Genomic DNA, 13,135 nt, shown 5'->3' on the forward strand with positions numbered 1-13,135 from the left:
AGTACAGCCCAGCAAACGTTACACCGTCACAACCGGCACCCGCGCTGCCAGGGCGCACATTAATTCGTAACCGATAGTGCCAGCGGCTGCCGCGACCTCATCGATTTTAATCTCCTGCCCCCACAACTCAACCGAGGTGCCAATACCTGCCTGGGGACAAGGCGTGAGATCCACCGCCAGCATATCCATTGAGACCGCACCAATGAGGCGGGTGCGCACGCCATCTACCAGCACCGGCGTGCCGTCAGGTGCGTGGCGCGGATAACCGTCAGCATAGCCACAGGCGACAATCCCAATCCGCTGCTCTCCACCTGCACGATAACGGCTACCGTAGCCAACCGTGTCTCCTGCTTTCAAATTCTGCACGCCGATGATTTCGCTGCACAGCGTTATCACTGGCTTCAGGCCGCTGTCGGCGATATCCTGCCACTGTCCGGAAGGCGAGGCGCCGTACAGCACAATCCCCGGACGTACCCAGTCAAAATGGGCTTCTGGATGCCATAACGTCGCCGCCGAATTAGACAGCGAGCGTGGCGCATTAATCCCCTCGGCCGCCTGTTCAATACGCTGCATGGCATGGGTGATGCCGTCCGGTTTTTCCGCATCGGCAAAATGCGCCATCAGTGTCAGTCCGCCGACGTTGCTCAGGCCTCGCAACTGCTGCCAGACCGTGTGAACGCGATCCGGCATAAAACCGAGACGGTTCATACCGCTGTTGATTTTCAAATAAACATCCAGCGGCGCATGCAGACGGGCGTTCTGAATCACTTTAATTTGCCAGTTGCTGTGTATGCTGGTCGTCAGGCGGTACTTATCAAACAGCTCCAGTTCATCCGCGTGGAAGAAGCCTTCCAGCATCAGGATCGGCCCTTTCCAGCCGCGCTCGCGTAACAGAATCGCCTCTTCCAGATTGAGCAGTGCAAAGCCATCGGTCGCGCCTAAGGCGTTCCATACACGATCCAGTCCATGCCCATAGGCGTTTGCCTTAACAACCGACCAGATGCGGGCATCAGGCGCGGCGCGGCGAACAATGAGCAAATTCTGCCGCAGCGCGCTGAGATCCAGCGTGGCCAGAACAGGTCGGGACATAACGGCTCCTTATGAGTGTGCACCGTGCAAATGCGTGGAAGATGACGGTCTGAAACCCGCCTCGTAGCGCGCCACGCCAAGATCGTCAAACGGAATGGCAGGCGTCCGCCCGGAGATAAGATCGCTGATAAGCTGGCCGGAACCGCAGGCCATGGTCCATCCCAGCGTACCGTGACCGGTATTCAGCCACAGATTTTTATACCCGGTGCGCCCGACTATCGGCGTGCCGTCCGGCGTCATTGGCCGCAGACCGGTCCAGAAGGTCGCCTGTTCAACCCGTCCGCCGCGCGGAAAGAGATCGCGAACCACCATTTCCAGCGTTTCCCGACGCGGCTGTAATAGCTGGGTATTAAAGCCGACAATCTCCGCCATCCCGCCGACGCGAATACGCTGCTCAAAGCGGGTAATGGCGATTTTGTAGGTTTCATCAAGGATAGTTGAAACGGGCGCACCATCCTCCTCGGCAATAGGGATCGTCAGCGAGTAGCCCTTCAGCGGATACACCGGAATATCGACCAGCCCTTTAAGCATTGAGGTTGAATACGAGCCAAAGGCCATCACGTAGGCATCGGCTTTGACAATCTCATCCCCGCATTTCACCGCGTAAATTTTGTTACTTTCATACAGCAGCCGATCCACCGGCGTGTTATAGCGGAAGACCACGCCTGCCTGCTGCGCCATTTCCGCCAGACGCTGACTGAAAAGCTGGCAGTCGCCGGTTTCGTCATTAGGTAGCCGCAGCCCGCCGGTAAGATGGTGCGAGACTTCTGCCAGCGCAGGCTCGGCTTCCGCCAGACGACTGGCTTCCAGCAACTGATACGGCACGCCCGCCTCTTCCAGCACCGCAATATCCCGCGCGGCATTTTCATACTGCTGCGCGGTGCGGAATAACTGAAGCGTGCCGCCCTGCCGCCCTTCGTACTGGATGCCAGTCTCAGCACGCAGCGCCTTCAGGCAATCGCGACTATACTCGGCCAGACGCACCATTCGCCCTTTGTTTTCCATATAGTGTCGGGTGTCGCAGTTACGCAGCATTTGCCACATCCATTTGAGCTGAGACGGCGTGCCGTCAAGCGAGATGGCCAGCGGCGCGTGGCGCTGAAACATCCACTTAATAGCCTTGAGCGGCACGCCGGGCGCGGCCCATGGGGCAGCATAACCGGGGGAAATTTGTCCGGCGTTGGCGGCGCTGGTCTCCAGTGCCGGCCCGGCTGCCCTGTCGATTACCGTTACGTCATGCCCTGCCTGACGTAAATACCAGGCGCTGGTCACGCCTACAACGCCACTTCCCAGTACGACAACGTGCATATCCACTCCATCATGAGTAAAAGAACAATCGTCTGATTACAAATTGATAACCCAGATGAAAATATTATTCAACATTCGACTTTTTTATGGTGAGCTACCTCACATCATGCCCGTCAGCTATGGAAAGCCTGCTTTTGGCATCTCCTGCTGGAGGTTATTTTTATCCAGCATAAAAAACCAATAAACGGTCATTTTTTATTACGTTGTGTGGGAAAGACGGTAAAGAAAAGATTTCTCACCCTGCACGCATTTTATCCGGTGTTCTATGCTTGAAATGAGGCTCTCCAGACAGAGAGGGTCGCCAACAATGAGGGCGCGCTAATGGCAACGATTGATTCCATGAATAAGGACACGATACGTTTGAGCGATGGACCCGACTGGACGTTCGAGCTTCTGGAAGTTTATCTCCAGGAGATTGATCGCGTCGCAAAACACTATCGGCTGGATACCTACCCGCACCAGATTGAAGTCATCACCTCCGAACAAATGATGGACGCTTATTCGAGCGTTGGGATGCCGATTAACTATCCGCACTGGTCGTTTGGCAAAAAATTCATTGAGACGGAGCGCCTGTATAAGCACGGTCAGCAGGGGCTGGCGTATGAGATTGTGATCAACTCCAATCCCTGTATCGCCTATTTGATGGAAGAAAACACCATCACCATGCAGGCGCTGGTGATGGCGCACGCCTGCTACGGCCATAACTCCTTCTTTAAAAATAATTATCTTTTCCGTAGCTGGACCGACGCCAGTTCCATCGTCGATTATCTGATTTTCGCGCGCAACTATATTACCCAGTGCGAAGAACGCTACGGTGTGGATGAGGTTGAGAAATTACTGGACTCCTGCCACGCGTTGATGAATTACGGTGTGGATCGCTACAAACGTCCGCAGAAAATCTCGCTCCAGGAGGAGAAGGCGCGGCAAAAAAGCCGTGAAGAGTATCTGCAAAGCCAGGTGAATACCCTGTGGCGCACGCTACCCAAACGCGAAGAAGAACGAGCGGTGATTGAAGCGCGGCGCTATCCCTCCGAGCCGCAGGAGAATCTGCTCTATTTTATGGAGAAGAATGCGCCGCTACTGGAACCGTGGCAGCGTGAGATCCTGCGTATCGTGCGTAAGGTTAGCCAGTATTTTTATCCGCAAAAACAGACGCAGGTAATGAACGAAGGCTGGGCGACATTCTGGCACTACACCATTCTCAATCATCTTTATGATGAAGGAAAAGTGACCGAGCGGTTTATGCTGGAGTTTTTGCACAGTCACACCAACGTGATTTTCCAGCCGCCGTATAACAGTCAGTGGTATAGCGGGATAAATCCTTATGCACTGGGATTTGCGATGTTCCAGGACATCAAACGGATTTGCCAGTCGCCAACGGAAGAGGATAAATACTGGTTCCCGGATATTGCTGGTTCCGACTGGCTGGAAACATTGCATTTCGCAATGCGTGATTTCAAAGATGAGAGTTTTATCAGCCAATTCCTGTCGCCGAAGGTCATGCGCGATTTCCGCCTGTTTAGCGTGGTGGATGACGATCATCACAATTATCTGGAGATCTCCGCCATTCACAATGAAGAGGGTTATCGCGAACTGCGCTCTCGCCTCTCCTCGCAGTACAACCTGAGTAATCTGGAACCGAATATTCAGGTCTGGAACGTGGATTTGCGCGGAGACCGTTCACTGACCCTGCGCTATATTCCGCACAATCGCGTACCGCTGGATAAGGGGCGGCGCGAAGTGTTGAAACACGTGCATCGTCTGTGGGGATTTGATGTGCAGCTGGAACAGCAGAATGCCGATGGCAGTATTGAACTGCTGGAACGCAGTTCGTCGAAGATGAGTTCGCTATAGTACGGATTGCGCCGGGTGAGCATTGTGCCTCACCCGGCCAGATGCTTAATTAACGCCCCTGAATGGCTAAATCGCCCGGCAGCGTTTTTTGCATCCGATGCCAGATCTCACCGCTTTCACGTCCGTAGCGACGGATCGTTTCATAGACTTGCTCATGCAGGCTCTGCTCGCAAAGCTCCACCAGCCGATGATAAAACCCCAGCGCCAGGCTGCGGGCTTCAGGATTGGCGAAGTAGTGGCGGCCAATGCGCGTATACAATCCTTTCATGCCGTTGAGGATCAGACCATAAATTGGATTGCCTGATGCAAAGGCCAGCCCACGAAAGATGTTGTAATCCAGCTCAGCAAAGGCATCGGCATGATCTTCAATTGCCCTGGCACTATTCAGCACCTCCAGCGCACGCTCCGGATGCTGACGGAAGGCGGTGCGGATAAAGATGGTTGAAATATTGGTGCGTACAGAGAGCAAATTATCGATCAGCTGCGGGACGCTCTCGTGATCGAGGCGCGCCAGCGTTTCGAGGATATTCAGCCCGGATGTTTCCCAGAAATTATTCACTTTTGTCGGCTTACCGTGCTGAATGGTCAGCCAGCCATCACGTGCCAGGCGTTGCAATACTTCACGTAAAGTCGTGCGCGTTACGCCAATTAATTCAGAGAGTTCGCGTTCAGCAGGCAGAATAGATCCCGGAGGGAAACGGCTATTCCAGATGCTTTCAATAATGTACTCTTCAGCGAAACCCGCCGGGCTTTGCGCCTTAATTACCATAGTGATGTTTCCATTACTCAGCGTTGCAACGTTCACTCATCATACCAGAGCTACCCCGACGCAGATAGCACGGATAATCAATTAAAAAGGGATCGCCGTTTCATTTTTTAGCTTTTATTTCGTCGGCTGGCATATCGATTTCTTATCCTTCGCTGGCAGCATTATCGTTTGATTTGACTTTCTGCATAGTAAGTACGCATTTACGCAATATTTTCTGTGCTGCTAGTGGCGTCCTGAATGATTTCGTTTACACTGCGGTCTCTTAGCATGTTCCAGGGAAATGATTATGTTGCGATTTTTAAACCAGTGCTCACGCGGTCGCGGGGCATGGTTGTTGATGGCGCTGACCGCCTTTGCGCTGGAAATGGTCGCGCTGTGGTTCCAGCACGTTATGCTGCTCAAGCCCTGCGTGCTGTGCATTTACGAGCGTAGCGCGCTGTTCGGTGTGATGGGGGCAGGTCTGGTGGGTGCGATAGCGCCTAAAACGCCGCTGCGCTATGTCGCGCTCCTCATCTGGTTGTATAGCGCCTGGCGCGGTGTCCAACTGGCGTGGGAACACACCATGATCCAGCTGCATCCGTCGCCGTTCCAGACCTGTGACTTTGCCGCACGCTTCCCGAGCTGGCTGCCGCTGGACAAATGGCTACCGCAGGTGTTTGTTGCCTCCGGCGACTGTGCCGAGCGTCAATGGTCGTTCCTGACGCTGGAAATGCCGCAATGGCTGCTCGGTATTTTTGCCGCTTACCTGGTTGTCGCGGTTCTGGTGCTGATTGCTCAGCCCTTTAAGCCGAAAAAACGCGATCTGTTCGGCCGTTAATTCTGCGTTATCAGTACCCTCCGTTTGTAAGCCCGGTAAGCGCAGCGCTGCCGGGCTGTTTTTGTTTATCGCAGGCGTACCCGCGGTAAATCAGAAAAACGCGTGGTATAACGCGGCGAGAGCATTTCACGCTTCATTTGCCAGTGCTGCTCAATACCCTGCCCGGCAAAAAATAGCGTTCCTCTCCCCTGCTTCTTATTCAGCGCATCCAGTACCGCCATCAACGGCTCGCTATTAACGCGTGGCGCGTTGCTGTCAAACAGGTTGAGCTGCGCAACCCCTTGGCTGAAAAAGTCGCTGAGCATAACGCCCGCTTTCTGATAGCGATGCCCTTCCCGCCAGATGGCATCAAGGCACTTTATGGCTGCGTCGATAATGTCACGCGTATCCTGGGTGGGAACATGCAGGCGCAGAGAAGCGCTGTTGTCATAGCGCGCGGGATAAGGATCGAAGGGCGAGGTTTTAATAAACACGGAAATGAAGCGGCAGTATTGATGCTGACCCCGCATTCTTTCAGCCGCACGCGAAGCATACCAGCTTACTGCTTCACGCATGGGCTGATAATCGCTTAGACGCTCGCCAAAAGAACGGGAGCACATGATCTCCTGCTTCTCGGGGATAAATTCATCTATCTGCAGACAGGGTTCGCCGCGGAGTTCACGCACGGTTCTTTCCAGAATGACGCTAAAGTGCTTTCTGATAAAACGGATATCAGCATCGGCCAGTTGCAGCACATTTTCGATACCCATTATTGCCAGTTTTTTGGCGATCCGCCTGCCCACGCCCCACACTTCTTCAACCGGCAGGTGAGCCATTAGTTTACGCTGGCGTTCGGGATTTGACAGGTCGACCACCCCTTTGGTTTGCGGCCATTTTTTAGCAGCATGGTTCGCCAGCTTGGCCAGCGTTTTCGTCGGGGCGATACCCACGCCGACGGTTAAATGGGTTCTCTGTTGCAAAATGTTCTGCACTTCCAGGCCAAATGCCGTCAAATCCCGACAGTGATTAACGCCGGATAGATCGCAAAAGGCCTCATCGATACTGTAAATTTCAGTACCGGGCATGATTTCTTCCAGAATCGACATCACCCGCTGACTCATGTCGGCGTAAAGCTCATAATTGCTGCTGAAAACGGCAATGCGGTGCTGCTGAAAAAGCGCCCTTTGCTTAAAGTACGGCTCTCCCATTTTGATCCCCAGTCGTGCAGCCTCGACGCTGCGGGCAATGACGCAACCGTCGTTATTCGACAGCACCACCACGGGCCACCCTTTTAAATCGGGCCGGAAAATCGTCTCACAGCTGGCATAAAAAGAATTCACATCCACCAGCGCAAACATGTTCAGCCCGTCGCTTTGACGATGTAAGTGACGACGCCGAATATCTCCAGCACCTCGTCATGGCCAATCAGGATGGGGAGGTAAGCTTTGTTGAGCGGGTTTAAGCGGATGACCGGCCGTAACTGGAGCTGCTTTACCGTAAACTCCCCTTCTACCGAGGCGATAACGATATCGCCATGTTTCGCCTTTCTTGAGCTATCGACGATCAGTAAATCCCCATCGCTAATACCACCTTCAATCATGGAGTCACCGGAAGCGCGGACAAAATAGGTGGCGCTGGGATGATGGATCATCAGTTCATTAAGGTCGATGCGCTGTTCGACATAGTCTTGTGCAGGCGAGGGAAAACCACACTGGACCAGGTCGCTGAACAAAGGCAGCAAAACGACCGGACGCAGTTCCGCTGGTTGAATAAACATCAAAATGAACACCTCAATGAATTACTGTATATTTAAACAGTAATTTGAGTTGCCCTTGAGATCAAGACAGGGAATAACTATTAATTTCTGACACTGAAAGAAACCACTCATGAGGGAGGCGAAAGGCCGTGTTTTTGACGTAATCCGTAGTAATCTCGCAGCGCTTTTTCGAGACCCGAGCGTGATATGATAAGAAAAACGCGCTCACCAGGCACGGTTAAACGATACTCGCGCCCTTCGTATGCCTGCGAAATTTGATACCATCTGCCCAGGTAAAAAATCCAGTTCATGCCGCCATTCCTGTTGAATTTATAAAAACCTTTTAAGGATATACGCAAAACCTATGGCCGGACTGAAGAGGCATCCCAATTTTACCAATTATTACTGGCAAAACATCGCCGTACTGCCAGCGAAACGGATATTTAAAAACGGCACAGAAAAAAGACTAACCTGTAAGCAAAGGTAAGCAACAGCACGTTTATAGCACAAATAAAAAAGCCGAAAAAAATATCGTAACTAAAAAAACGAGTAGTTTTCATATTGTTATAAATGAGTATTCCCTCAGCGAAGCGGTAATATCCGCTAAGCGAAACGGCAATAAAATTTTTATTATAATTTGACGGTCTGGCTTTTTAGACTAACTTTAAATACTGAAAGCAGTCGATATGCATCATAAGTATCGATTATATGTCTAACATACAGTGGAGATATATTATGGCTGAACATCGTGGTGGTTCCGGTAACTTTAAAGACGATCCGCAGAAAGCTTCGGAAGCCGGTAAGAAAGGCGGACAAAGCAGCGGCGGTGGCGGTAACTTCAAAGACGATCCGCAGAAAGCCTCTGAAGCCGGTAAAAAAGGCGGACAGAGCAGCGGCGGTAAAAAATAAGGCTGCTACTAAATAACGCTTGAAAGCAATGTAACGTCACAACTGAAAATACATTATTTTTATAGCTGCAATGGCGAGTCGTTAGTGGCTCGCCAGATTCGTTTTATTATGCTTACCTCACCGTAATTCCGCGCCATGTATATGGCTGACCTAAATAAAAACTAACGATTAGCTGTTTATTTTCATTACGGTTATCCAACTTAATTCGGAGAATGATCATGACTAATCAAGAAAATTATCATGACTGGTTGCGTGACGCGCATGCTATGGAAAAACAAGCAGAATCCATGCTTGAAGCCATGGCCAAAAGGATCGATAACTATCCCGATCTGAGAGCGCGTATTGAACAACACTTATCCGAAACTAAGCACCAGATCACTCTTCTTGAAGGCGTAATCGAACGCAACAATATTTCCCGTTCGGTAGTCAAAGATTCAATGAGTAAAATGGCAGCATTCGGCCAGTCTATTGGCGGAGTGTTTACCTCTGACGAAATTGTCAAAGGTGCAATCAGCAGTTACGTTTTCGAGCAGTTCGAAATTGCCTGCTATACGTCATTAATTGCCGCAGCCGAAAAGGCAGGCGATATCGAAGGGGTTTCCGTGTTTAAGACCATTCTCGCCGAGGAAGAAGCCATGGCAAAATGGGCGCTGGATCACCTTCCCGACGTCACGCAGCAGTTCCTTCTACGCTCTGAAGCGCCCGGGGTTGAAGCCAAAAAGTAACCGGAATGCGTTTAGCGTTGAAAAAGAAAAGGTCACGCTCAGGCGCGACCTTTATTTATGTGTTTTCGTGGGCCTTAGAAAAAGCAATGCGACAGGAGCCACCGAGTGCATTACTTTAATGCCAACAAAAACAACTCTGCCGCCTGGTGTTGGCATAACAGCAGAGTCAGATGAGATCTTACGCGGATAAAAATATTTATCAATCAAAACAATCATATTGATCGTCACAACCGATCAATAGTATAAAAAACAACCACCTCAAAAATTATCAATCGGCCTTAAAAATGATTCCCCAGAGTTATCATGATCGGTTGAAAATATTTCCTTGCTTACCATTCTGCGCTATATGATTAGCAGTCTGTGTTAAAGCGGGAAAATATTCTTCTACGCCTTTACTCACCTTAGAACGCTCTGAAGTGATCTGTTGAAAAATAAAAGAGAAAAAGAGAAGCCACGCGCATTTTCTTGCTCTGAGCGGGAATAGTGTAAGGATCCCCTCAGGAGGACAGGCTCATGAAAAAGTTACTAATATGTTGCATTTATGGCGCGACGGCAGGATCACTGGCGAAAAAGATGCAGACTGTGGCTGACCAGCGCGGCTACGCAATGATCATCAGCGCCGTAGGTATCGAAAATTTTGTTAGCGTTGCTCCAGCGTTCGACGGCTATCTGTTCGCTCCTCATATTCAATATAAGTTACAGGAACTGACTCAGGAGATAGCAAAAGAACATCCCTTTGCAGTGATTGAAAGTTATCCTTATGCTTCGCTGAATGGTGAAAGTGTTCTCGACTATGCTCTGGCGCGGATGCCAGAAATGGCAGGATAATAAATGACTGGCTGGATAATGTGCAGATTCAACGCATTATCTGGCCACCTCTTATATAAAAAGGATAATAATCAAACAACCAAAAAAGACAATAATGCCGTGAACTCATTAATGGTTAAGCATTCCAGGAAGTTTATATAAATCAAGAGATTCAATAAAAAAGGAAATGGACTGACCTCGCGGAATATTCCAACTAGCTACCAATCCATGGCGACGAGGTCAGTGCGCAGGATAATATACAGTCCATTACTATTATTTTTAGCTCTGCGTGCTTAGCTAAGATAAATTTAAACAATCAATAAAAAAAGCATAAATTATGCAAAATGTCATTCAGTTATTTGACCGAATAATCATCGATTTTTACGATGAGACTCAGGCACTCCTTTATATACAGTAATAAACCGGTAAAGACACCCTCAGGTCTTTCGTATGCTGACCTGAGGATGAGGATTTACTTATCTTTATATGGGTCTTCTTTGTGATCCTTACTACTGTCACGCGTGCGCGGGATCTCACCGTGTTCTTTCGGGCTACCGGTGACCGGACGGTCGTCTTCTTTTTTGCGATCGCGGTCGGCGTCGTGCTGGCTCATATCACTTCCTCCATTTAGCTTGTCGTCAGTAAAGCCTGGAAGAAAAAACGCGTTTTAACAAGTAATTATCATTATACTGAAGGCCGGTTCTGACATTTGACAGCCGTAACCGACTAAATACAACGCCCTGCTGGTTTATGCATGTTCTTACCACGTTAGTGTTCGGCGTTTCCATACGGTGATATTTTTCTTTTTTTCTTGTGCCAGCAATGAACGGTAAACCGAAAACCACGCCGCCAGTGACAACAATACACAGACCGCCGCCAGTAACCACACCTGTTCGGTAAAAAAAGCCGTCAGCAAAAACACAGCGACAGGAACAGCCGCTGCAATACCGGCCAGCATTCGTATTTTAGTGCGGGCTTCGCGCGAGACATAGTTATTTATTTTATGGGCATGGCAATGCTCACAAACCTCAGCTTCGCTGGGGATAAGCTCATTGCATGAAGGGCAATGAGTATAGGCTGTGTGTGTTTCTGTCATATTTCTCTCCCGATGCGATGAGTTACTTTTCAATTTTTAAATTGGAACTCAATACTACATTTTTTTTACCGCGCTTTTTTTAGAAGCGCACGAAAGGTAAATAGACGTAGTTCATTGCAAGAGCACGACAATCGCTGGCGCAGAAGAAATAATGCTTCTATAACAATAAGTTAATCACCGCATTTGTTATAAAAAGCAGATATTAGCATGTTATTTTTTAAGAAAATTCCAGCATTTCAAAGAGTTATTATCTCAGTTTTTACGGCAGCTAATATCAAACGCATTGTAAATTGATTTCCCCATAAACGTCCAACACCTTTTAAATCGCAGCCGCACTTTTCCTACCACAAATGGTGGATGAATTCATTTACCCTTTCACTCGAAGGCGGGTAACGGCTATAAAGGGTCAGGCAGCGCAGGTAACAGAAGCAAAACGCCTATAGCCTAAAAGAAGATACATATAGATTAGTCTTATATTCAAAGTTATAGTGACATCTTCCGGCGGTGTCGTCAGAGGATGAAACATCAGGCAGTATTTCATTCAGGAGAGAATAATGTCCACGTTTGCTATCATCGCGATACCCTTTTTTATCGTTTCGGTCGTTTTTCTTTTGTTAGCCTTCCGGCAGAGACAAAAGGTCTGGTTTATCCTCGGCGGCGTATTTATGGCGTCTTCGCTGGTGAACGCAGTGATAGGGATGGCGGTACAACGTTAACGTTTATGACAGGGGATTTATGAGATTAGGTATTGCTTTTCCAGTAGTCATCTTTTTTGTTGCGGTGGCTTTTCTGACGTGGTTTGTCGTTGGCGGCTATGCCACTCCAGGCTCATAACGCTATGTTGCTAACCAGCACGCGTTTGCTGCTAAGACCATTAGCTATCGGGGACGCCGACGATCTTTATCGTATCTACGGCGATCCTGAAACAAATACGTTTAACCCTGCCGGACCTTATCCCAGCCTTCATTATGCGCAACGACGGCTCGCCGCATGGATGGCAGAATACGAGCGATACGGTTATGGCAACTGGGCCATCGCGTTGCGTGAAACGCCCGCGCGAATCGTCGGTTTTGCCGGGATAACGGTCAGGGAGCTTGAGGGCGCGTTGACGCATAATCTGGGTTATCGTTTCTCGCCTGAGACATGGGGAAAAGGGATCGCCAGCGAATTTTGCCATTTCGCGCTGGGTTACGCGTTTACCACTCTTGATTTGCACGAGGTCACCGCCGTGGTCAGGCCCGCACATCTCGCCTCACAGCGGGTGCTGGAAAAAGCAGGCATGATAAAAACCGCGACGGTAAACGATGTTCCGGATGCGGCCCCCAGCCTGGTCTATCGCCTGACCTCGTTACAATGGCGTGAGCATTATTCACACCTGTCTGGCGACAGGTAACAGACGCTCCGCCAGATTATTTCTGCGCTATTAACGCCTGCCCCGCCAGGCGTGCAATTTCCCGCAAACGTTGCGGGCTATATCCCGCCCGCGATTTGGCTGAAAGACCGGCCATAATGGTTCCCACAAAGTCGGTGAGCCGCTCGGCGTCCTGCGGGTGACGTTCTGCGATATAACAGCGGATAAGCGTCTCGGCGGCGGAATGAAAACTGCAGGCGGCTTCACGGGCAGAAGGATCGTCGCAGTGCGTCCCTTCCAGCACCAGGCAGCCCGCAGCATCAGGGTTGGCCGCGTAAAGCGTGGCGGCCTCTTCCAGCACGCGAGCCAGACATTCCGCGACCGGCCTGTCGGCGCGTAAAAGTGCCTGCAGCGGGATCGCGCCAGTACAGGCATAGCGATCCAGAACCCGCGTATATAACCCCATTTTGCTACCAAATGCCGCGTAAAAGCTCGGCGGCTTAATGCCGAACGCGTCGGTGAGATCCGCAATGCTGACCGCATCGTAGCCACGCGAATGAAATAGCCGTTGCGCCGTCGCGATCGCCTCTTCGGGATCAAAGCGACGGGGGCGCCCCGGGGTACGACCTGGTTTTTTAGTCATCGATACATAATTCCTTGACAGGCTTCTTCTCT

Annotated in this window: 17 protein-coding genes; 8 read left to right on the forward strand and 9 right to left on the reverse strand. The window is 50.3% G+C overall.

All coding sequences use genetic code 11. The annotated features are described in order from the left end of the window. Positions 1–18: 18 nt before the first annotated feature. Together dadX and ACMGGS_RS19490 are read right to left on the reverse strand one after the other, a co-directional pair. Positions 19–1,089: a catabolic alanine racemase DadX gene (gene dadX / locus ACMGGS_RS19485; RefSeq protein WP_414163999.1), complete on the reverse strand. Its 1,071-nt coding sequence runs from the start codon at positions 1,087–1,089 to the stop codon at positions 19–21. Between the two features lie 9 nt (positions 1,090–1,098). After that, complete coding sequence (locus tag ACMGGS_RS19490; RefSeq protein ID WP_414164000.1) at positions 1,099–2,397, reverse strand: D-amino acid dehydrogenase; 1,299 nt, start codon at positions 2,395–2,397, stop codon at positions 1,099–1,101. Between the two features lie 321 nt (positions 2,398–2,718). Between ACMGGS_RS19490 and ACMGGS_RS19495 the strand changes: the two genes are divergently transcribed. After that, positions 2,719–4,251, forward strand: a complete 1,533-nt coding sequence (locus tag ACMGGS_RS19495) for a SpoVR family protein (RefSeq protein ID WP_176918809.1) — start codon at positions 2,719–2,721, stop codon at positions 4,249–4,251. Between the two features lie 49 nt (positions 4,252–4,300). Here the strand turns inward: ACMGGS_RS19495 and fadR are convergent, their stop codons facing one another. Next, complete coding sequence (gene fadR / locus ACMGGS_RS19500; RefSeq protein ID WP_176918810.1) at positions 4,301–5,020, reverse strand: fatty acid metabolism transcriptional regulator FadR; 720 nt, start codon at positions 5,018–5,020, stop codon at positions 4,301–4,303. Positions 5,021–5,306: 286 nt separating this feature from the next. Here fadR and dsbB point away from each other — a divergent pair, with 286 nt between their 5' ends. Further along, on the forward strand, positions 5,307–5,837 hold the full coding sequence (gene dsbB / locus ACMGGS_RS19505; RefSeq protein ID WP_176918811.1) for a disulfide bond formation protein DsbB: 531 nt from the start codon (positions 5,307–5,309) through the stop codon (positions 5,835–5,837). A gap of 65 nt (positions 5,838–5,902) precedes the next feature. Here the strand turns inward: dsbB and umuC are convergent, their stop codons facing one another. From umuC to ACMGGS_RS19520, 3 genes are all read right to left on the reverse strand, one after another. Then, positions 5,903–7,174, reverse strand: a complete 1,272-nt coding sequence (gene umuC, locus ACMGGS_RS19510) for a translesion error-prone DNA polymerase V subunit UmuC (RefSeq protein WP_414164001.1) — start codon at positions 7,172–7,174, stop codon at positions 5,903–5,905. Positions 7,175–7,176: 2 nt separating this feature from the next. Then, positions 7,177–7,593: a translesion error-prone DNA polymerase V autoproteolytic subunit gene (locus ACMGGS_RS19515; protein ID WP_414164002.1), complete on the reverse strand. Its 417-nt coding sequence runs from the start codon at positions 7,591–7,593 to the stop codon at positions 7,177–7,179. Positions 7,594–7,700: 107 nt separating this feature from the next. After that, a complete protein-coding gene (locus ACMGGS_RS19520) occupies positions 7,701–7,883 on the reverse strand; it encodes a hypothetical protein (RefSeq protein ID WP_414164003.1) in 183 nt (60 codons plus the stop codon). A 424-nt stretch (positions 7,884–8,307) separates the two neighbouring features. On the opposite strand from ACMGGS_RS19520, the gene ACMGGS_RS19525 reads away from it, so the two are divergent. The 3 genes from ACMGGS_RS19525 to ACMGGS_RS19535 all read left to right on the forward strand — a co-directional run bounded on the left by ACMGGS_RS19525 (position 8,308) and on the right by ACMGGS_RS19535 (position 10,034). After that, complete coding sequence (locus tag ACMGGS_RS19525) at positions 8,308–8,481, forward strand: KGG domain-containing protein (RefSeq protein WP_276157232.1); 174 nt, start codon at positions 8,308–8,310, stop codon at positions 8,479–8,481. 218 nt (positions 8,482–8,699) lie between these two features. After that, entirely contained in the window at positions 8,700–9,206 is a 507-nt protein-coding gene (locus ACMGGS_RS19530; RefSeq protein ID WP_414164004.1) for a ferritin-like domain-containing protein, read from the forward strand. A 513-nt stretch (positions 9,207–9,719) separates the two neighbouring features. Then, the gene (locus tag ACMGGS_RS19535) at positions 9,720–10,034 is read left to right on the forward strand and encodes a PTS sugar transporter subunit IIB (RefSeq protein WP_414164005.1); all 315 of its coding nucleotides are present in this window, start codon (positions 9,720–9,722) and stop codon (positions 10,032–10,034) included. 451 nt (positions 10,035–10,485) lie between these two features. On the opposite strand, the gene ACMGGS_RS19540 is transcribed toward ACMGGS_RS19535, so the two are convergent. Then, a complete protein-coding gene (locus ACMGGS_RS19540) occupies positions 10,486–10,626 on the reverse strand; it encodes a hypothetical protein (RefSeq protein WP_176918818.1) in 141 nt (46 codons plus the stop codon). 147 nt (positions 10,627–10,773) lie between these two features. Continuing rightward, positions 10,774–11,109: a hypothetical protein gene (locus ACMGGS_RS19545; RefSeq protein ID WP_414164006.1), complete on the reverse strand. Its 336-nt coding sequence runs from the start codon at positions 11,107–11,109 to the stop codon at positions 10,774–10,776. Positions 11,110–11,663: 554 nt separating this feature from the next. Between ACMGGS_RS19545 and ACMGGS_RS19550 the strand changes: the two genes are divergently transcribed. Genes ACMGGS_RS19550 through ACMGGS_RS19560 form a run of 3 tightly spaced genes read left to right on the forward strand, consistent with a single transcriptional unit; the run spans position 11,664 to position 12,502 of the window. Beyond that, positions 11,664–11,825, forward strand: coding sequence for a hypothetical protein (locus ACMGGS_RS19550; protein ID WP_414164007.1), 162 nt, complete (start codon positions 11,664–11,666; stop codon positions 11,823–11,825). 19 nt (positions 11,826–11,844) lie between these two features. Beyond that, complete coding sequence (locus ACMGGS_RS19555; RefSeq protein ID WP_103675988.1) at positions 11,845–11,943, forward strand: YoaK family small membrane protein; 99 nt, start codon at positions 11,845–11,847, stop codon at positions 11,941–11,943. A 4-nt stretch (positions 11,944–11,947) separates the two neighbouring features. Next, positions 11,948–12,502, forward strand: coding sequence for a GNAT family N-acetyltransferase (locus ACMGGS_RS19560; protein ID WP_414164008.1), 555 nt, complete (start codon positions 11,948–11,950; stop codon positions 12,500–12,502). Positions 12,503–12,518: 16 nt separating this feature from the next. Here the strand turns inward: ACMGGS_RS19560 and ACMGGS_RS19565 are convergent, their stop codons facing one another. Next, positions 12,519–13,103: a TetR/AcrR family transcriptional regulator gene (locus ACMGGS_RS19565; protein ID WP_414164009.1), complete on the reverse strand. Its 585-nt coding sequence runs from the start codon at positions 13,101–13,103 to the stop codon at positions 12,519–12,521. Positions 13,104–13,135: the final 32 nt, after the last annotated feature.

Origin of the sequence: Superficieibacter sp. BNK-5 (assembly GCF_047456055.1) — a bacterium.
Classification (GTDB): domain Bacteria; phylum Pseudomonadota; class Gammaproteobacteria; order Enterobacterales; family Enterobacteriaceae; genus Superficieibacter.

Coding starts and splice junctions, on each gene's coding strand:
- dadX (WP_414163999.1), bottom strand. CDS start 1,089: ATGTCCCGACCTGTTCTGGCCACGCTGGATCTCAGCGCGCTGCGGCAG.
- ACMGGS_RS19490 (WP_414164000.1), bottom strand. CDS start 2,397: ATGCACGTTGTCGTACTGGGAAGTGGCGTTGTAGGCGTGACCAGCGCC.
- ACMGGS_RS19495 (WP_176918809.1), top strand. CDS start 2,719: ATGGCAACGATTGATTCCATGAATAAGGACACGATACGTTTGAGCGAT.
- fadR (WP_176918810.1), bottom strand. CDS start 5,020: ATGGTAATTAAGGCGCAAAGCCCGGCGGGTTTCGCTGAAGAGTACATT.
- dsbB (WP_176918811.1), top strand. CDS start 5,307: ATGTTGCGATTTTTAAACCAGTGCTCACGCGGTCGCGGGGCATGGTTG.
- umuC (WP_414164001.1), bottom strand. CDS start 7,174: ATGTTTGCGCTGGTGGATGTGAATTCTTTTTATGCCAGCTGTGAGACG.
- ACMGGS_RS19515 (WP_414164002.1), bottom strand. CDS start 7,593: ATGTTTATTCAACCAGCGGAACTGCGTCCGGTCGTTTTGCTGCCTTTG.
- ACMGGS_RS19520 (WP_414164003.1), bottom strand. CDS start 7,883: ATGAACTGGATTTTTTACCTGGGCAGATGGTATCAAATTTCGCAGGCA.
- ACMGGS_RS19525 (WP_276157232.1), top strand. CDS start 8,308: ATGGCTGAACATCGTGGTGGTTCCGGTAACTTTAAAGACGATCCGCAG.
- ACMGGS_RS19530 (WP_414164004.1), top strand. CDS start 8,700: ATGACTAATCAAGAAAATTATCATGACTGGTTGCGTGACGCGCATGCT.
- ACMGGS_RS19535 (WP_414164005.1), top strand. CDS start 9,720: ATGAAAAAGTTACTAATATGTTGCATTTATGGCGCGACGGCAGGATCA.
- ACMGGS_RS19540 (WP_176918818.1), bottom strand. CDS start 10,626: ATGAGCCAGCACGACGCCGACCGCGATCGCAAAAAAGAAGACGACCGT.
- ACMGGS_RS19545 (WP_414164006.1), bottom strand. CDS start 11,109: ATGACAGAAACACACACAGCCTATACTCATTGCCCTTCATGCAATGAG.
- ACMGGS_RS19550 (WP_414164007.1), top strand. CDS start 11,664: ATGTCCACGTTTGCTATCATCGCGATACCCTTTTTTATCGTTTCGGTC.
- ACMGGS_RS19555 (WP_103675988.1), top strand. CDS start 11,845: ATGAGATTAGGTATTGCTTTTCCAGTAGTCATCTTTTTTGTTGCGGTG.
- ACMGGS_RS19560 (WP_414164008.1), top strand. CDS start 11,948: ATGTTGCTAACCAGCACGCGTTTGCTGCTAAGACCATTAGCTATCGGG.
- ACMGGS_RS19565 (WP_414164009.1), bottom strand. CDS start 13,103: ATGACTAAAAAACCAGGTCGTACCCCGGGGCGCCCCCGTCGCTTTGAT.